20 protein-coding genes and 1 pseudogene are annotated in these 18,969 nt (G+C 69.3%); 8 read left to right on the top strand and 13 right to left on the bottom strand.

Translation table 11 applies throughout. From position 1 onward, the window contains the following. Nucleotides 1-73: 73 nt before the first annotated feature. The 7 genes from solA (at nt 74) to ACFZBP_RS10445 (ending at nt 7,010) form a co-directional block, all read left to right on the top strand. The gene (gene solA / locus ACFZBP_RS10475) at nt 74-1,210 is read left to right on the top strand and encodes an N-methyl-L-tryptophan oxidase (protein ID WP_391411752.1); all 1,137 of its coding nucleotides are present in this window, start codon (nt 74-76) and stop codon (nt 1,208-1,210) included. 117 nt (nt 1,211-1,327) lie between these two features. Next, the gene (locus tag ACFZBP_RS10470; RefSeq protein WP_391411750.1) at nt 1,328-2,008 is read left to right on the top strand and encodes a haloacid dehalogenase type II; all 681 of its coding nucleotides are present in this window, start codon (nt 1,328-1,330) and stop codon (nt 2,006-2,008) included. A 183-nt stretch (nt 2,009-2,191) separates the two neighbouring features. Then, nucleotides 2,192-3,211 (top strand): transporter substrate-binding domain-containing protein, encoded by a 1,020-nt coding sequence (locus ACFZBP_RS10465; RefSeq protein ID WP_391411748.1) that lies wholly within the window; start codon nt 2,192-2,194, stop codon nt 3,209-3,211. Between the two features lie 43 nt (nt 3,212-3,254). After that, the gene (locus tag ACFZBP_RS10460) at nt 3,255-4,172 is read left to right on the top strand and encodes an ABC transporter permease subunit (RefSeq protein ID WP_391411746.1); all 918 of its coding nucleotides are present in this window, start codon (nt 3,255-3,257) and stop codon (nt 4,170-4,172) included. Beyond that, nucleotides 4,169-4,936 carry an ATP-binding cassette domain-containing protein gene (locus tag ACFZBP_RS10455; protein ID WP_391411743.1) on the top strand — a complete coding sequence of 256 codons (768 nt, stop codon included), beginning with the start codon at nt 4,169-4,171 and terminating at the stop codon, nt 4,934-4,936. The genes ACFZBP_RS10460 and ACFZBP_RS10455 overlap by 4 nt, the downstream gene beginning before the upstream one ends. Before the next feature lie 182 nt (nt 4,937-5,118). Continuing rightward, a complete protein-coding gene (locus ACFZBP_RS10450) occupies nt 5,119-6,399 on the top strand; it encodes an FAD-dependent oxidoreductase (RefSeq protein WP_391411741.1) in 1,281 nt (426 codons plus the stop codon). 257 nt (nt 6,400-6,656) lie between these two features. Continuing rightward, nucleotides 6,657-7,010, top strand: coding sequence for a cupin domain-containing protein (locus ACFZBP_RS10445; protein WP_391411739.1), 354 nt, complete (start codon nt 6,657-6,659; stop codon nt 7,008-7,010). A gap of 715 nt (nt 7,011-7,725) precedes the next feature. Here the strand turns inward: ACFZBP_RS10445 and ACFZBP_RS10440 are convergent. The 12 genes and pseudogenes from ACFZBP_RS10440 to ACFZBP_RS10385 form a co-directional block, all read right to left on the bottom strand. Next, nucleotides 7,726-7,971 carry a hypothetical protein gene (locus tag ACFZBP_RS10440; protein ID WP_391411736.1) on the bottom strand — a complete coding sequence of 82 codons (246 nt, stop codon included), beginning with the start codon at nt 7,969-7,971 and terminating at the stop codon, nt 7,726-7,728. Nucleotides 7,972-8,205: 234 nt separating this feature from the next. Continuing rightward, nucleotides 8,206-8,577 (bottom strand): hypothetical protein, encoded by a 372-nt coding sequence (locus tag ACFZBP_RS10435; RefSeq protein WP_391411734.1) that lies wholly within the window; start codon nt 8,575-8,577, stop codon nt 8,206-8,208. 743 nt (nt 8,578-9,320) lie between these two features. Beyond that, entirely contained in the window at nt 9,321-10,751 is a 1,431-nt protein-coding gene (locus tag ACFZBP_RS10430; protein WP_391411732.1) for an aldehyde dehydrogenase family protein, read from the bottom strand. Beyond that, a complete protein-coding gene (locus tag ACFZBP_RS10425) occupies nt 10,744-10,968 on the bottom strand; it encodes a hypothetical protein (protein WP_391411730.1) in 225 nt (74 codons plus the stop codon). The genes ACFZBP_RS10430 and ACFZBP_RS10425 overlap by 8 nt, the downstream gene beginning before the upstream one ends. Then, nucleotides 10,965-11,276, bottom strand: a pseudogene (locus ACFZBP_RS10420) (hypothetical protein); the annotation flags it as partial. The gene ACFZBP_RS10425 and the pseudogene ACFZBP_RS10420, both read right to left, overlap by 4 nt. Before the next feature lie 42 nt (nt 11,277-11,318). Next, a complete protein-coding gene (locus tag ACFZBP_RS10415) occupies nt 11,319-11,468 on the bottom strand; it encodes a hypothetical protein (protein WP_391411728.1) in 150 nt (49 codons plus the stop codon). Then, nucleotides 11,422-12,234 carry a 2-oxo-tetronate isomerase gene (otnI, locus tag ACFZBP_RS10410; RefSeq protein WP_391411726.1) on the bottom strand — a complete coding sequence of 271 codons (813 nt, stop codon included), beginning with the start codon at nt 12,232-12,234 and terminating at the stop codon, nt 11,422-11,424. The genes ACFZBP_RS10415 and otnI overlap by 47 nt, the downstream gene beginning before the upstream one ends. A 47-nt stretch (nt 12,235-12,281) precedes the next feature. Further along, complete coding sequence (locus tag ACFZBP_RS10405) at nt 12,282-13,031, bottom strand: aspartate/glutamate racemase family protein (protein ID WP_391411724.1); 750 nt, start codon at nt 13,029-13,031, stop codon at nt 12,282-12,284. Nucleotides 13,032-13,184: 153 nt separating this feature from the next. After that, the gene (locus tag ACFZBP_RS10400) at nt 13,185-14,048 is read right to left on the bottom strand and encodes a ketose-bisphosphate aldolase (protein ID WP_391411722.1); all 864 of its coding nucleotides are present in this window, start codon (nt 14,046-14,048) and stop codon (nt 13,185-13,187) included. Continuing rightward, complete coding sequence (locus ACFZBP_RS10395; protein ID WP_391411719.1) at nt 14,048-15,418, bottom strand: four-carbon acid sugar kinase family protein; 1,371 nt, start codon at nt 15,416-15,418, stop codon at nt 14,048-14,050. Before ACFZBP_RS10395 ends, ACFZBP_RS10400 begins: the two co-directional genes overlap by 1 nt. A gap of 144 nt (nt 15,419-15,562) precedes the next feature. Continuing rightward, a complete protein-coding gene (aspA, locus tag ACFZBP_RS10390; RefSeq protein ID WP_391411717.1) occupies nt 15,563-16,975 on the bottom strand; it encodes an aspartate ammonia-lyase in 1,413 nt (470 codons plus the stop codon). Nucleotides 16,976-17,117: 142 nt separating this feature from the next. Next, the gene (locus ACFZBP_RS10385; RefSeq protein ID WP_391411715.1) at nt 17,118-17,294 is read right to left on the bottom strand and encodes a hypothetical protein; all 177 of its coding nucleotides are present in this window, start codon (nt 17,292-17,294) and stop codon (nt 17,118-17,120) included. 176 nt (nt 17,295-17,470) lie between these two features. Between ACFZBP_RS10385 and ACFZBP_RS10380 the strand changes: the two genes are divergently transcribed. After that, on the top strand, nt 17,471-17,734 hold the full coding sequence (locus ACFZBP_RS10380; RefSeq protein ID WP_391411713.1) for a hypothetical protein: 264 nt from the start codon (nt 17,471-17,473) through the stop codon (nt 17,732-17,734). Between the two features lie 567 nt (nt 17,735-18,301). Here the strand turns inward: ACFZBP_RS10380 and ACFZBP_RS10375 are convergent. Beyond that, the gene (locus ACFZBP_RS10375) at nt 18,302-18,952 is read right to left on the bottom strand and encodes an adenylate kinase (RefSeq protein WP_391411711.1); all 651 of its coding nucleotides are present in this window, start codon (nt 18,950-18,952) and stop codon (nt 18,302-18,304) included. Nucleotides 18,953-18,969: the final 17 nt, after the last annotated feature.

Below are 18,969 nucleotides of genomic sequence, written 5' to 3'. Positions count from 1 at the left end.
TTGACCTGCATGTTTCCCGGGCTGATAGTGAACGCCACTCCCACGGGACGAACCGGAAGAAAGGAGCGACCTCATGAGCATCCCCAAGCGCGTCGCCGTGATCGGCGCCGGCAGCATGGGCAGCCAGGCCATGTGGCGACTGGCCGCCCGCGGAGCCGAGGTCATCGGCTACGACCGGTACGCGCCGGGCCATGACCGCGGCGCGGCCGGGGGCGAGAGCCGCATCTACCGAGCCGCCCACCTCGGCGAGCCCGGATACGTTCCGCTGCTGCGGCTCGCGAACCGGATGTGGGAGCAGCTCCAGGCGGAGACGGGCCGGTCGCTGCTACGCCGCAGCGGCAGCCTCGTGATGGGGGAGACCGCCTCACCGTCCATGCGCCTCCTCCTGTCCACCAGCACCGCACAGGGGCTGGATCACGAGGTACTGGACCGGGAGGAACTCGCCCGCCGCTACCCCCAGCACCGGCTCCCGGACGGACACACCGCCGTCCTCGACCGGTTGGGCGCCGTCATCAGGCCCGAGGCGTCCATCCAGGCCGCCGCCTCCCGCGCCGAACAGCTGGGCGCCCGGCTGCACCGCTACACCACGGTGCGCGAGGTCGTCCCCGCCGCGGGCGGCGGGGTGCAGATCGTCACCGACCAGGGCACGGACCACGTGGACGCCGCCGTGGTGACCGTGGGCCCGTGGATCAACACCCTGCTCCCGGACCTCCCCCAGGCCATCGACATCCGCCGGGTGATCTGCTCCTGGCACCTACCCACACGCCACGACTGGTTCGCGGGCGGTGCCCCTTCCTTCGTGCGCGCCACACCCCACGACTGCTTCGGGATCCCGTCGCCCGACGGCATCTCCGTCAAGCTCGGTCTCTCCTTCAAATACCATGCGCCCGTGCCCGAGCCCGAACGGCTCGAGCGTACGGTCCGCCCCGAGGAACTCGGCGTCTTCCGCGAGCTCATCGGTGAACTCATGCCCGACCTGAACCCCGACCCCATCAGGATGTCGGCCTACATGGAGGGCTACACCACATCCGGGAACCCGCTCGTCGGTCATCTCCCCGGCGAGGACGACATCATCGTCCTGGCCGGGTTCTCCGGCAGCGGCTTCAAGTTCTCGCCCGCGATGGGAGAGATCGCCGCCGACCTGGCGCTCGACGGCACCACGCAGCACCCCGTCGACTTCCTCGCTCCGGCAGGAGTCGGCGCCGCCTGATCCCCGGCGATCGTCGACGGCATCACCCCACTCCCGACATCTCCGTCGTGAGCATGTCCAAAAAGGGTCCGCGCTGGCCCTGACCAGTTCCCCGACGCAAGAAAGTGGAGCACTTCCATGCCCATTCCCTCGTTCCAGTTCCGCCCGAAGTACGTCTCGTTCGACTGCTACGGCACGTTGATCGAGTGGCCGATGACCCCCATCACGCGTGAACTCGTCGGCGACCAGATCCCGGCCGAGCACTGGGACCAGTTCGTCAAGGAGTTCCGCGGCTACCGCTACGACCAGGTCCGTGGCGAGTACTACCCCTACGAGCAGGTGCTGCAGGACTCCTTCGAGCGGGTCTGCCGCAAGTGGGGCATCAAGGCGGCCCCGGACGCGGGCAAGCGGTTCGCCGACGGCGTGCGCAGCTGGGGCCCGCACGCGGATGTGCCGGAACCGCTGAAGAAGATGGGCGAGAACTACAAGCTGGTGATCCTCTCCAACGCCGGGGATGCCTTCCTGGAGGAGAGCGTGCCCCGGCTCGGCGCGGACTTCCACGCGGTCTTCACCGCGGAGCAGGCCGGCTACTACAAGCCCCGCTACGCCGCGTTCGAGTACATGCTCGACCAGCTCGACGCGTCCCCCGAGGACTTCGTGCACGTCTCCTCGCACACCCGCTACGACCTGATGCCGATGCACGACATGGGCTTCCGCAATCTCGTCCTCCTGGACCGCGGCTGCGACCCGGTCACCCACGGCTACGACTACGTGACGGTGAAGTCCCTGGACGAGCTCAACCAGATGCTGGGCATCTGACGCGCGACGCATACCCGCTCACTCAGCATTTTCTTTCCGACAGGCGCCCGGTCTCGCGTGGCCGCCCATGAGCCCCGCGCGTTTCCGGCCGTCGGCTGACGACGTCCCATCCCCGTCCGATCCTCACGTCGTCCCCGCATCACCGCATCCCCGTATCCCCAGCGTTCTCCAGGAGGCACCGCCATGGAAAGCAACCGGACAGGCCGCAGAACCGCACTCCGCACCGCAGGCTCTGCGGCCGCCGCGATGCACGTCAACAGGCACTTGGGCGTCCCGATCGTCACGACCGCCCTGGCCCTCGCGCTCGCCGCGTGCGGGGCGGGCGGCACCGGGCAGAACGTGGGGGCGAAGGGCACGGCGCAGGGCGGGGGTGCCGGCGCGTTGGCGGAGCACACCGACGACATCTCGGTGGGTGTGAAGCCGGATGCGAAGGCGGTGAAGCTGCTGCCCGCGGCGGTGAAGGCCAAGGGCACGCTCTCGGTGGCAATGGACCTGGCCTATCCGCCCACCTCGTTCATGGCGTCGGACAACAAGACCCCGATCGGGTTCAACCCGGACATGGCCCGGCTGATCGCCGCCAAGCTCGGCCTGAAGCTGCAGGTCAACAACGTCAAGTTCGACACCATCATCACCGGCCTGCAGGCCGATCGGTACGACTTCACCGCCTCCACCATGGGTGCCACCAGCGACCGGCTGAAGGTGCTCGACATGGTCGACTACGTCAACTCCGGGACCGGAGTGTCCGTCCCTTACGGCAACCCGCAGAAGCTGGGCACCCACACGCTGTGCGGGCATCGCGTCGCCGTCACCTCCGGCAGCACCGCGGAGCTGCAGTGGCTGCCGCAGCTGTCCAAGCAGGACTGTACGAGCAAGGGCAAGCCGGCCATCGACGCGGTGACCCTGCCCAGCGTGAACGACGCTCTCACCCAGCTGGTCTCCAAGCGGATCGACGCGGTGATGTACGACTTCATCGCGCTCGAGTGGGCGGCCCAGCAGCAGCCCAAGACGTTCGATGTCCTCAAGCCCCTGGTGGCCACCAAGCCCGCGACCGTCGCGCTGAAGAAGGCCTCTGCGCTGACCCCCGCGGTGAAGGCTGCCGTCCAGTCGATCATCGACGACCCCAAGTACACCCAGGCGCTGGGCCGCTGGGGTCTGAAGGACCTCGGGATCAAGACCGCGGCCATGGCCGTCCCGCAGGACTGACATGTCCACGGATCTGATCGGAACGAAGACCAGGAGCCGACCGGTGTCACAACTGCTGGCCGAAGAAAAGAAGCGGATCACGCCGAAACGACCGCGTGACTACGTCACCTGGGCCGTCGCGATCGCGATCGTCGCCGGTCTGGTGTGGACCGCGGTGACGAACGAGAACTATCGCTGGCCGGTGGTGTTCAGCTACTTCACCACGCAATCGATTCTCAACGGCCTGCTGATCACGCTTGTTCTCACCGCGGTCAGCATGGCGCTGAGCACACTGCTCGGGCTGGTCCTGGCGGTGATGCGCATGTCGCATCAGCGGCCCGTTTCCGGGCTGGCCCAGCTCTACATCGCCTTCTTCCGCGGCACCCCGGTGCTCGTGCAGCTGATCTTCTGGTTCAACATCGCGGCGCTGTACCCGCACATCTCGATCGGTATCCCGTTCACCGACATCTCCACGCCGGTGAACGTGAACGCGATCATGACTCCGTTGACCGCGGCCGTGGTGGGGCTGACGCTGAACCAGGCCGCGTACATGTCGGAGATCATCCGCGGCGGGTTCGCCTCGGTTCCTCGCGGACAGCACGAGGCGGCGGAGTCCCTGGGCATGTCGGGATTCACCAAGCTCCGGCGCGTGATCATCCCGCAGACCATGCCGTCGGTCGTTCCGGCCACCGGCAACCAGGTGATCGGCATGCTCAAGGAGACCTCGCTGGTGAGCGTGCTCGGCGTCGCCGACCTGCTGAACAGCGCACAGTCGATCTACGCCCGCAACTACCAGACCATTCCGCTGCTGATCGTGGCCAGCCTCTGGTACCTGATCATGACGCTGGTGCTGAGCGTGCCGCAGTCCATGATCGAGCGCCGTTTCTCCCGCTCGACCCGGGCACGGCTGACCCCGGCCGCCACACCGGCCGAGCCGGGGGCGGGCCAGCCCGTACCCGCCACGAGGGAGGCCCTGCTGTGAACGCCGACGGAACGATCGTCGCACGCAAACTGTGCAAGAGCTACGGACGTCACCAGGTCCTGCGTGACATCGACCTGACCGTCGCGGCCGGAGAGATCTCCTGCATCATCGGGCCCAGCGGATCCGGCAAATCCACCCTGCTGCGATGTATCAACGGCCTGGAGACCATCGACCGCGGAGTCCTGCGCGTCAACGGGGAGGACTTCGGCTACGTCGAGAAGGACGACGCCTACCACGCCGTCCGCCCCAAGCGGCTGGCCCAGCAGCGCACCCGCATCGGCATGGTGTTCCAGCAGTTCAACCTGTTCCCCAACATGACCGCCGAGGACAACGTCATGTCCGGACCGGTGCTGGTGCAGAAGAAGAACCGTGAGGCCAGCCGCGAGCAGGCGCGCGAACTGCTGGCCAAGGTCGGCCTCGACGGATGCGGCCACAAGTACCCCGCCCAACTCTCCGGCGGCCAGCAGCAACGCGTGGCCATCGCCCGCTCCCTCGCGATGGAACCCACCATCATGCTGTTCGACGAACCCACCAGCGCCCTGGACCCCGAACGCGTGGGCGAAGTACTCAATGTCATGCGCGACCTCGCCGGCAACGGCATGACCATGCTGCTTGTCACCCACGAGATGGGCTTCGCCCGCGAGGTCGCCGACGAAGTGCTCTTCATGGACGAAGGCATCGCAGTCGAACGCGGCGATGCCCGCGAAGTCCTCGGCAACCCCCGCGAGAAACGAACCCAGGCGTTCCTCGAAAGGGTCCTGTAGAAGCGACTGGGACTGACGCAACTTCCGCACCCTGCTTCCGCACCCTGTCGGTCCCGGTCCTCAACGCCCTCCAGTTCGACGTCGATCCGACCGTCACAGCGCTGACAGCGCCGTCGGCCGGGCTCCTGATGGTGCCCGGCCGCGCCCCGCCCCCCTTCGAAACTCCCCGCTAAGGACCCGACATGAAGACGATTCCCTACTGGATAGAAACCGCAGGGGCGTTTCCCGACCGGTCCGGCAAGCCCGTCACCGAGGACACCGACCTGGTGGTCGTCGGCGCAGGCCTGACGGGTCTGTCCACCGCCCTGCACTCCGCGCGCAAGGGCGCCCGTGTCACCCTCGTCGAGAAGGGCCAGATCGGCTCCGGTGCCTCCGCCCGCAACGGCGGCATGGCCAACCTCGGCTTCACCATTGGTGTTCGCCAGGCCATCCGCCGATACGGACTGGAGCGGGCCCGCGAGATCTACAACTCCTACGGCGAGGCCGTGGACACCGTCGAGCGGCTCGTGAACGAGGAGTCCATCGACTGCCAATTCCGTCGCGTCGGACGCCTGGGCGTCGCCTCCCGCCCCGCGCACTTCGAAGCCAAGAAGGCCCAACAGCGCGACCTGGCCCAGTACTTCGGGCACGAGACCGAACTGGTCGGCAAGTCCGAGCTGCGTTCCGAGATCGGATCCGACGCCTACCACGGCGGTCTGCTCGACCCGTTCAGTGCCGCTCTGCACGTCGGCCGTTTCGTCCGCGGCATGGCCGAGGCGTGCGAGCGCACCGGTGTGGAGATCCACGAACGCAACGCGGCCATCGGCGTGCGGCGCACCGCCGCCGGCCGGTTCGAGGTCAGCACCGAGCGCGGTGTCATCCGTGCCGGGCAGGTCATGATGGCCACCGACGCCTACACCGACAAGAACTTCCCCTGGCTGCGCCGCCAGCAGGTGTGCCTGGGCAGTTTCATCATCGTGACCGAGCCGCTCGGCGAGGAACTCGCCCGGGACATCATCCCCAAGGCCCGTCTCATCGTGGACTCCAACCAGGTCTGCCACTACTTCCGGCTCACCCCGGACAACCGGCTGCTGTTCGGCGGCCGTGCCCGCTTCGCGCCGTCCGACCCCACCTCGGACAAGAAGAGCGGAGCGGTGCTGTTCCGGGAGATGTGCGAGATCTTCCCCCAGCTCTCCGGGACGAAGGTCGAGTACGTGTGGGGCGGTTCCGTCGGCTTCGCGATGGACCGCATCGTGCACGCCGGGCAGAGTGAGGACGGCGTCTACTACTCCATGGGATACGCGGGCCACGGTGTGCAGATGGCCACCCACATGGGGCAGGTCATGGCCGAGGTAATGGACGGCCACCCCGAGGTCAGCCCGGTCCGTGACATCGCCCCGCCCCGCATCCCCCTCTACAACGGCACCGCCTGGTTCCTGCCGTTCGCGGGCGCCTACTACAAGACGCTGGACCGCATCCGCTGACGGGTCGACAGCCGGCCTGGGCAGCATCGCAAGCCAAACAGGTCCTCGCCGCCGACCGCGCGTGGCCCAGCTGCTCAGCACAAGGGCCTATTGCCCGCCGAGAGGCTTCGCCGACCTGCTGCGCGCCGTGACCGTTGGAGCGCAGCCGTCAGGTCCTGGTCCCAGATGCACGTTGAGCCTGGTCGAACTCGACCCGGTGACGCTTGGTATGCCCGTTCTCGATTCGCATCGATCCCGAAACCAACAGAGGAAAAAGCATGTCGCTCCTGAAGACCATCGACACCGATCCCTCCTTCGCGCCCAGCGAGTCCGGTCCGCTGCCGGAACGCCTGATCTCCGGCAACCCGACGTACAAGACCTGGGCCCAGGACTCCGCCCGCGGGGAAACGATCAAAACGGGCGTCTGGGAAGCCACGCCCGGCGAGACGCACTCGATCAAGGGCGAGCTCTTCGAGTTCTGCCACATCCTTTCCGGCGTCATCGAACTCACGCCGGAAGGTGGCGAGCCGGTGATCTACAAGGCAGGCGACAGCTTTGTCATGAAGCCGGGCTACGTCGGTGTCTGGAAGACCATCGAAACCGTGCGCAAGATCTACCTGACCGTGTCGTAACGCCGACGCCGCAGGGCACGATCGGCGTCGGGACCTCTCGCGAGGCCAACCTGCCCAGCAGACACATGTCCTCGATGCCCTGAGGACCGCGCTGTGGCACACATGCGGCTCAGCGACGGGGTATGTGGCGAGGGGACCGGCGGCTGCCGCCCGGTCCCGTTCGTACTGCTCGGCGTCGCCGCGTGGAAGGCTGGCGGGCGCACGGAGAGGCCCGGATCGAAGAGGCCCTCCGTGCGCCCGCGGCCCGCAGGCGGTGGGTGGCGAAGCGCACCGACAGTTCTCCAGCGCCTCGCGCAGGCGGCAGCGGAACGTGGCAGCCGCCTCGACGGCATGGCCCGGCCGGGTGTGCGAAGCACCGTAAGGGCAACGGTGCGCACCCCAAGCAGAAAGCCACCGGCAGTTTCGATCCTCGTGATCTCCTTGCACGGGATCGATCCGCGACGGACAAGCGTGGAGAACTGCATCCGATCAGGCTCGAGAAGCGTTCGGCCATATCCGCGGTTGACCATAGAGAAGAGCGAAGCCAGCCGAAGAACACTGACCGCTGACCGGGCCGTCCCTAACGCTGCGATGGCGTCGGGTTCCACGGGTCCGAGGTGGTGCGGTGCGCTCCTCTCAGGTGTCGTCGTCGGGGTGGTGGCCGACCGTGAGGTGCGGGCCGGAAGCTGGTGTCCTCGCTGCCAGGCGGTGGCCAACGCTGCCGCCCAGGGCCAGGTCAGGTCAGGTCAAGGTGGAGGGTGCGTCTACGGGCGTGGGCGGTGAGGCGGGCGGGCAGGTGGTGCAGCTTCGTGCGGATCGTCTGCGGCTCGGCGACGACGAGTTCGGGCCCGTCGTGCAGGAGAAGGAGCCGGGTCCAGGCGTCGAGGCCGGCGGTGATCGTGGCGGCCGGTACCCAGGCGGCGTTCATCTGCCAGGACTTCGCGGGCAGCAGCCCGAGGCCGACCCGTTTGATCCCGTTCACGCGGACCTCGACCTCGGCGTGACCACGGTAGAGGGCGCCACGAACCACACCTGCCCGGAGCCGGGAACGCCAGGAACCCGTGGTGAGCGGGTACGTACGTGGCGAGGATCCGGTAGCGCCAGCCGGTGCGTTTCTCAAAGGCGGTCAGCTTCTTCGCATCCCGCTGTGAGGGCTTGAGCCGGCGCACGATCAGCCGCACCCCGGTCGGCCAGCCGCTCAGGACGCGCGGGCCGGTCAACTCGGCGACCTGGCAAGAAACCATGTCGCCGCGAGTCCCTTGATCTCGTGGACCTTGCCGTCCTGCCGCAGCGCGGCCGTCCACCCCTTCGCCGGCAGCAGTGCGATGGCCTGCTCGACCGTGGCGTTGACGGCCCAGCCGGTCACCCAGCGCACCCGGCGCCGGCTCGGGGACAGCTGTTGGAGATGATCGAGCAGGGCGTGGCTGCCAGGCCGCGCCGTCCGATCCGTACCAGCAGCTTCGACCACAGCGGCAGCGGGAGCTGTCGAAACGCCGAGGCACAGGACCGCCTTGTGGTCGGTAACGTCGCTGGGCGGGGTGGTGCCCGGCCGCAGCGGCATGGCGACGCACTCACGGGTGTCGGCCACTCACGCACTCAGCGGCATGTGACGGAAGCTGCCCGCCGCGTCTTTTTTGCGACTGGTGCAGGTGACCACGGTTGCGTCCAGGTCGAGGACGTACCAGTTGGCCGGCTCGCGGCCGCACACCTAGATCCATGGGAAGCCGCGGGTCGCAGGGCGGGCAGCGTCCACACCACGCGGCGGATCGCGCGCGGGCGCGCTCGATCCGGGCCCACGACGGGGGCGTCGATCGCCGCCAGAGCACAGCGCACAGTGCTCTTCGAGACCGCCGGCCCAACACCGCCCGCCAGTGGTACTGGAGTTGCTCGGCCCCCAAGATGTTCGTCGCGCCGAGCACGATTGCGCAGGCCAGCTGAACCAGCGCCGTGCCCCGGTCCCGCCGGCCCGGCCCGGTGCCCCTCGGTAATGCCGCATGCAGAGAGAAGTGGCCAGGCCGACGCGGTCGGCGACCTTCCGCAGCAGCACCACGCCCGCGGGGCCGATCGGGTTCTTGCCGTCGGCCCGCAAGGCAAGCCGATGGTCCCAGCCGGCACTCTTCGCCCGGCGGGTGCCTCTCCCCGCGGTTTTCTTGATCTAGACACTCCAGATCATCGCAGGTGAGAGGCACCCTTCTGCTGTCAGGACGTCAGGCGATCGTTCCAGCTGAATTCATGAGGCTTGCTGCAGACAGTCAGCCGCGCCCCATCCACAGATCTGACAATCCCCGGCTGCGCCGCTGCACAGGGAGTCGCGCTCGGTACGCAAGGCGGTCATTGGACGACGTCGGTGATGTGGTTGACGCAGACGACCTTGGGTTGGGTCATCTCCTCGAAGGCGAAGCGGACGCCTTCGCGGCCCATGCTGCCGTACTTGTATCCGCCGAACGGCATGGCGTCGAAGCGGTAGTCGGACGAGTCGTTGATCATGATCCCGCCGGCTTCGAGCAGCCGGGCGGCGGTCAGGGCGCGGTCCAGGCGGGAGGTGAAGATGCCCGCGTGGAGGCTGTAGTCGATGGCGTTGGCCTGCTCGATGGCGTCCTCGAAGGACGTGAACGGCTGCAGCACGACGACCGGGGCGAACACCTCCTCCTGCCAGATCGAGCAGGTCGCCGGGACGTCTTCCAGGACGGCCGGCGCGTACAGGGAGCCGCTGGCGTCGTTGCCGCACAGCAGCCTCGCGCCCTCGGCGACCGCCGTGTCGACCTTGGCCCGGGTGGCGGCCGCTGCGTCCGGGGTGATCATGGGGCCGACGTCGGTGTGCTCGTCGAGGGGGTCGCCGACGCGGAGCAGCTTGGTGTGGGCGACGAAGGCGTCGCGGAAGGGCTGGTAGACCTCGGCGGCGATGAGGATGCGCTGGGTGCCGATGCAGTTCTGGCCGGCGGCCCAGAACGCGCCGGAGACGCAGGAGGCGACGGCCTCGTCGAGGTCGGCGTCGTCCATGACGATGACCGGGGCGTTGCCTCCGAGGTCCATGGCGAGTTTCTTCAGGCCGGCGGTTCGGGAGATGGCCTCGCCGGTGGCGAATCCGCCGGTGAAGGAGACCATGCGCACGTCGGGGGCGGCGACGATCGCGGCGGCGATGCCGGCGTCGCCGTTGACGACGGTGACGATCTCCTCGGGCAGGCCGGCCTCGATGAGGGTGTCGACCAGCCGCAGCGCGGACAGCGGCGTCAGTGCCGACGGTTTGAGGATGACGGCGTTGCCGCCGGCGACGGCCGGGCCGAGCTTGTGGGCGACCAGGTTGAGGGGGTCGTTGAACGGGGTGATGGCCGCGATGATGCCGAGCGGTTCGCGGGTGAACCAACCCTGCCGTTTCTCCGAGCCCTCGTAGGAGTCGAAGGGGATGACCTCGCCGGCGTTGCGCCGTGCCTCGGCTCCGGACAGGGACAGGGTGTTGACCGCACGGGCGACTTCCTTGCGGGCCTGGGTGATGGTCTTGCCGGCCTCGCTGACGATCAGCTGGGCGAAGGACTCGGCGCGCCGCTCGATCAGGTGGGCGGCGCGTTCCAGGACGGAGGCTCTGGCGGCGCGGGACAGGGCGGCCGCGGTGCGGCGCCCGCACCTGGCCTGCTGCAGGATGCTGCCAATGGCGCCTGCGTCGAGGGTGGGGACCGAGGCGATGACCTCGCCGGTGTAGGGGTTGTGCACGGGCGCCGTGTCGGCGCCCAGTTCGATGCCGGGGGGTACGACGGTGTCAGACACGGTGGGTCTCCTGGAGAACGGGGCACGTGGGCGCGGTGTCGTCGTCCGCGTGGCGCTGGTGGATGGCGATGACGTCCGACAGCAGGGCGTAGGCGGTCTCGATGCGCCCGGCGCCCGGCCCGGACACCGTGACGGTGCCGAGGAGGCTCGGGTCGTGGACGTCGATGGTGCCTCGGGCGCCCGCCCGGGCCGCCGCCGATGCGGGCCACGGCCTCATGCGGGGCGGCCCGGGCGGCTTGGGCGGCTGGGCCGGCGGTGAGGAGTTATGTGGTGGAGGTCGTCAATGAGTTCGTCGGTGCCCGTTTCGGCGCAGAGGTGGCTGGCGAGGGTTACGCCACCGAGCAGCCCGGCGACCCGAGTGGCTGTGACCGCCTCGCGGAAGCGCAGTCGGGTCAGCTCCTCGGTCAGCAGTACTTCGAGCTCCGCGACGCGGGGCACGAGTTTCTCCTCTTCGAGGATGTCGATGTCGCGCAGGGCAAGGGCAAGAGCACTGGCGGTGGCGTGTCCGGCGTAGGTGGCACCGTGCCGGAAGACCGGCGTCTGCTCGCAGTCGCGGTAGAACGGCTGTCAGATGCGCGGCAAGACCAGGACGCCGCCCAGCGGGGCGTAGCCGGAGGTGACGCCCTTGGGCAAGGTGACCAGGTCAGGGTCGAGGCCGTACCGCTCATCCTCATGCGCCTTCTGCTCGATGGCTGCGGTGGTCGTCGAGCCAGCCAAGACCTTCGCTCGTACCGGCGCGGGGACGGTACTCGCAGCCGATCCACCCGTCGAAGCCCAGCTCGTCGACCACGTCGAGCAGGTGGCGGACGTTGAACTCCCCCTGGTCGGGCTCACCCCGGTCGGGCACGCCCGCGATCTGCAGATGACCGACCCGGCCGGTCGGCAGGTCGCGGCGCAGGGTCGTGGTGAGGTCGCCCTCGACGATCTGGCAGTGGTAGAGGTCGAGCTGCACCCTGAGATGGGAGGCTCCCACCTCCTGCACCACGGCGTGGGCCTCGGCCTGGGTGCTCAGGAAGTATCCGGGCATGTCTCGGCCGTTGATCGGCTCGATCAGGATGTCGACGCCCGCCGCGGCGGCCCGTTCCGCGGCCCAGGCCAGGTTGGTCAGGTAGGTGTCGCGGTGCCTGGCCCGCTCGGCCGGTGTCGCGTCCGGTCGGAGAAGCCCGGCCATCAGGTGCACCCGTGGGCAGCCCAGCGCCCCCGCGTACTCCAGCGCCCGGTCCACCCCGGAACGCACCTGCGCCTCGCGTCCGGGCAGTGCCGCCATCCCGCGCTCTCCGGACTCCCACGCTCCGGCAGGTGCGTTGAAGAGCACCTGCACCAGGCCGTGGTCGTCGAGCCGGCGGCGCAGTTCGGCGGCATCGTACGCATAGGGGAAGAGGTACTCGACCCCCTGGAAGCCATCAGCCGAGGCCGCGGCGAAGCGGTCGAGGAAATCGTGCTCGTTGTACATCATGGACAGGTTCGCTGCGAACCTCGGCATGCTGGCTCCTGTGTTCCGGCCGGGGAAGGCCGTGGTCAGTGGTTCAATCACCTCGCTCCGCAGCCTCCCTGCCATTGCGTGGTCTCCCAGGCCCTGGCTGTGGCACGGGCAGGTTCAGCCGCCTGCTCGTGCAGGACACGCACCGCGTTCTCCGTTCCGCTGCGCGGGCTGGAGAGCACGGGCTTGCCGACGGCTTCGGCGATCGCGGGAGCCAGCGGTGCCATGGATGCCTGCGCCAGCACGATCACGTCGGCCTTCTTGGCCAGCGCCCGTGCCCCGTCCAGCACCATCGCGTCGTGGCGGTCGCGGTCACCGGACATCAGCACCGAGAAGGCGCCCTCGCAGAGCAGCTCGCGGACGGTGATGTCACGGCCGGCCGCCCGGGCCTTCTCCTCGACGAGGGCACGGGTCGGCGGCAGCGTCGTAGGGACCGTGGCAAGGACGCCGACGGTGTCCGCGGTCTCGACCGCGGACGTGGTCATCGCGTCGTCGATCTTGACGATCGGGACGGAGACGAGGTGTCGGGCCACGTCGATGGCTGGGCCGACCGAGGAGCAGGCGGAGAAGATGACGTCGGCGCCCGCGGCCTGCGCGGCCTGGGCCAGGTGCACCATGCGCTGCGTGCTGGCAGGCGAGACCTCGCCGTCGCGCACCACGGCTGCGAGCACGTCGCTGTCGACGAAGTGCAGGACCCTGGCGTCCGGTGCGAGTTCCGAGAGGTAGTCGTTGATGACCGAATCGGCGTCGACGAACAGCAGGCTGGTGTGCAGTACGGCGATCGAGGCAGTGGTGGACATGATGTCTCCAACAGGGTGTGTTGTCGGCCCGCGTGCCCAAGAGGGCACGAGAGTGCGGGGCCGAGCGGTGCGAACCGCGCGCAGCGCGCACGGCCGGGAGGTGGACGGCTGCCGCCGGTGCGGTGGACTCCAGGCGGCGGGGCCGCGTTCAGGTCATGCGCCTGCCCCCTCGGTGCGGGGGCTCAGGCGGCCGATGACGTCCAGGGCGGCGTCCCGGACCGCGTCGCGGCCCGCCGCCCACAGGGAGACGACGTCGGCGCCGGGCAACGCGGACGGGAGGGTCACGCGGGTGGCCTCCAGGTAGGCGCGGCGCAGTTCGGCGTTGACGTTGACCTTGGCGACGCCTCGGGCGAGGGCGCCGTGCAGTTCCTCGACGGGCAGACCGCTGGCGCCGTGCAGGACGAGCGGGACGGTTACGGCCTCGTGGATCGCGGCGAGCCGCTCCAGGTCCAGGCGGATGGGGTGCTTGGTGAAGCCGTGGACGTTGCCGACGGCGACGGCGAGTGCGTCCACGCCCGTCGCGGCCACGAATTCGGCGGCTTGCTGCGGGTCGGTCATCGCCGCGGTGTGCGCGACGGCGTCGGTGGAGACGTCCTCGTCGCCGGGCAGGGCACCGAGTTCGGCCTCCACCCAGGCGCCGTGGTCGCGGGCCCGGCGGACCGCCTCCTTCGTCAACGCGATGTTCTCGGCGAACGGCAGGTGGGAGCCGTCGATCATGACGGAGGTGTAACCCGCCTTGAGGCAGGCGGAGATCTCGTCCAGGTCCCGGCTGTGGTCGAGGTGCACCCCCAAAGAGGCCGTGGAGCGTGCGGCGGCGTCCAGCGCCAGCCGCATCAGGGCCTCGCGCCCGGCGTGCTTGAAGGGACTGGAGCCCGCCTGGATGACGACCGGCCCTCCGGCGGCCTCGGCGGCGGCCGTGACGCCCTGGACCGTCTCCAGGTTGTAGGCGACGAACCCGGGCAGGGCGTGACCGGCGGCCGCGGCCTCCTTCAGGGCATCGGTTCCGTGCAGCAGCATCAGGCACTCCTGAGCAGGTCGAGGGCGTCTGCGAGGGCGTCGGCGCCCCCGACGTTCCCGGCGAAGACGATGTAAGGGATGCCTGCGGCGGGGCCGTCCACGGGCTCCCAGAGCGAGACGATGCCCGGCAGCAGCGTGCCCCGGGCCCAGGCACGGCGGATCTCAAGGCCGTGGGTGGCGGTGTCGCTGGAAGTGATCCCGCCCTTGGCGACGACGAAGGCGGGCCGCCGGGTGGCGTTGACCTGGCGCACGGCCTGAACGAGCGCGGCGGAGACCCGGCGGGAGATCGCCAGACTGCCGTCCGCGTCCACGCCCGTCACCAGCACGCGAGAGGTGCGGATCACCGCGTCGGCCGAGTCCAGCGCGCCGGCGGCCGCGGCCGCGACCTCCGCGATGTGAGCGTCACGCCGCTCCTCGTCGAGCAGCAGGGCCACGTCCAGCTCGTACTCGGCGATCCCGCCTCGCTCCCGCAGCCGGTCCAACTGCCGTGTCGTCAGCGCGACATGCGACCCCACGACGATGAGACCGTGCGGTGCGTTGCCGCGCAGCGGGCGCAGTTCGGCCCGGGTGAGCGGTGCCCGCCCGGCCTGTCCGGCGCGGGCCCTGACGAAGGACGGCCCGACCCGGTACAGCAGCCGCGTGCCGTTCTCCTCCGCTTGGGCGAGGGCCAGGGCGAGCACCCGCAGATCGTCGTCGCACACCGCGTCGACCACGGCAGTGCGTCCGCCGCGCAGCGAGGACAGCAGCCGCGCCGTGTGCGCCGGGCCGCCGCCGCGCAGGTCGTCGAGCGTGACGCACAGGACCTCGTCCGCGGGCACGCGTCCGCCCGTCTTCTCCTCGACCCACTCGGGCAGCGACGAGCTGCGGTAGCCGAAGGTGGCGTCGCGGGCGAACTCGCTCATCCCGACCGGGAGCAACCCGTCGGCGGTCCGCATCCAGTGGTTCGCGCCGACGGTCAGCCGGCCCGCCTCGATGTAGGCGGGGACCAGCACCACGCCGTCCGGAGCTTTGCCGTCCAGGCCGGTCAGCTCCTCGGCGAGGACATCGGTCTCCAGCGGGAAGTGGCCGCGCAGCGTCGAGTCGCCGCGGCTGGCCAGGACGTAGCCGGTGCCCTCGGCCGCGGCGGCCGCGTGCAGGGCGCGGACCACCTCGCGGTTGCGGGCGGCGGCGTCCTCGGGGGACAGACTGCGGGTGTTGGTGAGGACGAAGAAGGCGGCGCTGTCCTGGCGCAGCGCCCAGCGCAGGTCGTCCACCGTCCAGGACGTCAGGACGGGCACGTCGGCGACCGTCTGGGTGCCGGTGGGATCGTCGTCGAGGACGACGAGACGGGGAGCGCCGGCAATCCGGGCGGCCACTTCCGCGGCGCTCACCTCACGCACGGGAGGCAGCCCTTGAAGCACCGCTGCCCCGGGGACGGGCCGCGTCTGGGCATGGAGGGGTAGGGACATGGCGAATTCCTGCTCCCTTACGGGTAGTTGGGCGGCGAACGTCAGTCGGGGTCGCGCCTGATCACGTCACACCAGGGCTTGACCGGGTCCCGCGACGGCCTCGGGACGGAGGAGCTCGGCGAGGGCGCCGGCGGACAGCAGGCCCTTGTCCAGGACGAGTTCGGCGACCCCGCGTCCGGTGGCGAGGGCCTCCTGGGCGATGCCGGTCGCCGCCTCGTAGCCGATGTACGGGTTGAGGGCGGTGACCAGACCGATCGAGTTCTCCACCGCCGCCCGCAGCGCCTGGGTGTTGGCCGTGATCCCCGCGACGCACCGCTCGGCCAGCGCCAGGCACGCGCGCTGAAGGTGCGTGATGCTCTTTGCCAGGGAGTGCCAGATGATCGGTTCGAAGGCGTTGAGCTGGAGCTGTCCGGCCTCGGCGGCCATGGTGATGGTGACGTCGTTGCCGATCACCTCGAAGGCGACCTGGTTGACGACCTCGGGGATCACCGGGTTGACCTTGCCGGGCATGATCGACGAACCGGCCTGTACGGGCGGCAGGTTGATCTCGCCGAGCCCGGCGCGCGGGCCGGAGGACAGCAGCCGCAGGTCGTTGCAGCTCTTGGAGAGCTTGACGGCGATCCGCTTGAGCACGCCGGACATCTGGACGAACGCGCCGCAGTCCTGGGTGGCCTCGACCAGGTTGGCGGCGGTGACCAGCGGCAGTCCGGTGATGGCCGCGAGGTGGCGGCGGGCGGCTTCGGCGTAGCCGGCGGGGGCGTTGAGACCGGTGCCGATCGCGGTGGCACCGAGGTTGATCTCATGGATCAGTTCCACGGCCTCGGAGAGTCGGCTGCGGTCCTCCTCGATCATGACCGCGTACGCCGAGAACTCCTGCCCGAGCGTCATCGGGACCGCGTCCTGGAGCTGGGTGCGGCCCATCTTGAGGATGCCCCGGAACTCGACCGCCTTGGCGGCGAAGGCGTCCTGGAGTACGAGCATGGACCTGAGCAGGCCGTGCACCGCGAACACCGTCGCGATCTTGACCGCGGTCGGATAGACGTCGTTCGTCGACTGGCCGAGGTTGACGTCCTCGTTGGGGTGCAGGTGCTCGTACTGGCCCCTGGCGTGCCCCAGCAGCTCCAGCGCCCGGTTGGCGATCACCTCGTTGGCGTTCATGTTGGTGGAGGTGCCGGCGCCGCCCTGGATGACGTCGACGACGAACTGGTCGTGCAGCTTGCCCTCACGGATCTCACGGCATGCCTCCACGATGGCGGCCGCCTTCCTCCGATCCAGCAGGCCGAGTTCCTCGTTCGCCAGGGCGGCGGCCTCCTTCACGGCGGCCAGAGCGTCGATCAGATGCGGGCAGGCGGCAATCGGCGTGCCTGTGATGGAGAAGTTCCTCCTGGCGCGCAGGGTGTGGATGCCCCAGTACGCCTCGGCGGGGACGTCGCGATAACCGAGCAGGTCGTGCTCGCTGCGGTGCGCTACGGCGGTCATGGCAGGCCGGGCCTTCTCTCGGAGCGTGTTCAGGCGTGCGGGTGCGTGGGGTGCGGCAAGAGGGAGAGCGAGCACGGTCCGCCAGGGCGGTGAGACTTGCCACGACCGCGCCGCGGAACGTCTCACCGCCGTCGGTATCGGCTCAGAACGACTCGTCCCTCGCCTTGTCGCAGGCGCCGCCGGACGGCAGGAACCAGGCGGTGCCGCCGTAGAAGGGGACGGGCGCCTTCGGCCATCGCCGGGCGGGCGGCAGGACCTCGGCCCGGATGCCGTCAGCGGGGGCGAGGGCGAGGGCGAGGCGGTGGTTCGGGTTCGTCATAGTCCGATTGCAGCAGCGGGCCGGGCAGCGCGTCCAAGACCCAATCCCGATGTGGCTTATAAGGCGGCCCTATAAGGCGATCTCTACCGCGGTCCAGTCGGCTCTCCGTCCGGGAGACCATCGCCGCGGCGGACGGCGGTGGCTGATCGGCGCGCACCGACTTCACCGGCCGGTCCGTGCGCTGGGCCGACGACCCGATCGACGACTACCGATCCGCCCTGGAACCGGCAAAGCAACAGTTCTTGGCCATGCACAGCACACAACCCGGCGACCCCAGCCGCGCAGCCCGCGCCATCATCACAGCCACCCAGATGGAAAAGCCCCCGCTGCGCCTCCCATTGGGCGGCAACGCCATCGACCGGATCCGTGAACGACTCCAACAGCGACTGCAAGAAGTAGACGAGGTGGAGTCACTCGGCCGCCCGACCGACTTCGACTGACCACCAGACGCAAACAGCCTTTCGCGGCATAGACCAACGCACCCCCTCAAGGGGGCCAGTCCATTTCTCCCGCGAACTGCGGCCGCTCGACGGCCCTCACCTGGCAGGCCCGAGCCCGAATTACGGGCTGCTGCCCCCGAACGGCGCCTCAGCGAGCCACCCCCGTCTTGGTGAGGCGCCTTGGTCGCTTTCGTTCCCGACGTGGCGACCGGCACCTAAGAGATCGGATGATCACCCTGCCCAGGCTCGAGCGATGACCGAGAGCGAAGCGGTAGCAGGCTGACGGCGCGTCATGAGCAGTCGTGTCGGATCCACCGGCATCCGCGAGTCCTTCCTCGACGAACTGAACGACGGCCGCCGTCGCCACCGTGTCACCGCCGGCAAGAGCATCGGCCTGCCACTCTCGCCGACCTCGTCGACGCACCGCCGGCGGAGTCCTGCTGCTTGGCGTTGCCGAGGACGATCAGGCCCGGGCGGCGGAGCTTCCCGGTGTCGCAATGAGCGACAGCGAGGTACTGCGGTACGGCAGCATCGTGGCCGACCTGGTCCATCCGCTGCGAGGTCTCACTAGCCCTGGCCGATCGCGACCAGCGCGCGGTCCAGGACTTCCTGTACCTGGCCGAGGGCCGAGATCGTAGTCACCAGGCCCTGGCCTTGATAGTGGTCGACGACCGGCGCCGTCTCGCTGCGATAGACCTCCAGTCGCTTACGAACGGTTGTCTCGCGGTCGTCATCGCGCTGGTACAGCTCACCACCGCAGACGTCGCAGGCTCCTGCCACTTCGGGCGGGCTGTAGTCGATGTGGAAGATGTGTTCGCGGTCCTGACGGCACAACCGTCGTCCGGCGATCCGCCTGACCACCTGGGCCTCGGGAATCTTCAGGTCTAGTACGGCATCCAGCCTCGACTCCGAGTCGGCCAGGATGCCGTCCAGCGCCTCCGCCTGGGCCAGATTGCGGGGGAAGCCGTCCAGTAGGAATCCGCGCTTGGTGTCCGGACGGGCAAGGCGCTCTTTGATCACTCCGATTGTGACCTCGTCCGGTGCCAGAAGGCCGGCGCGTATGTGCGTGTGGGCGTTCTGCCCGAGCTCGGTGCCCTGGTCGATGTGCTCCCGGAACAGGTCACCGGTGGAGATGTGCTGGATCGCCAGATGCGCGGCAAGGCGCACTGCCTGCGTGCCCTTGCCGGCTCCGGGCGGCCCGATCAGGAGGATGCGCATCGATGAGGTGTCCCTTC

Origin of the sequence: Streptomyces sp. NPDC008086 (genome assembly GCF_042957325.1) — a bacterium.
Lineage (GTDB): Bacteria > Actinomycetota > Actinomycetes > Streptomycetales > Streptomycetaceae > Streptomyces.
Note: the sequence above shows the minus strand (reverse complement) of the source record. Positions and strands in the feature narration are given on the sequence as shown.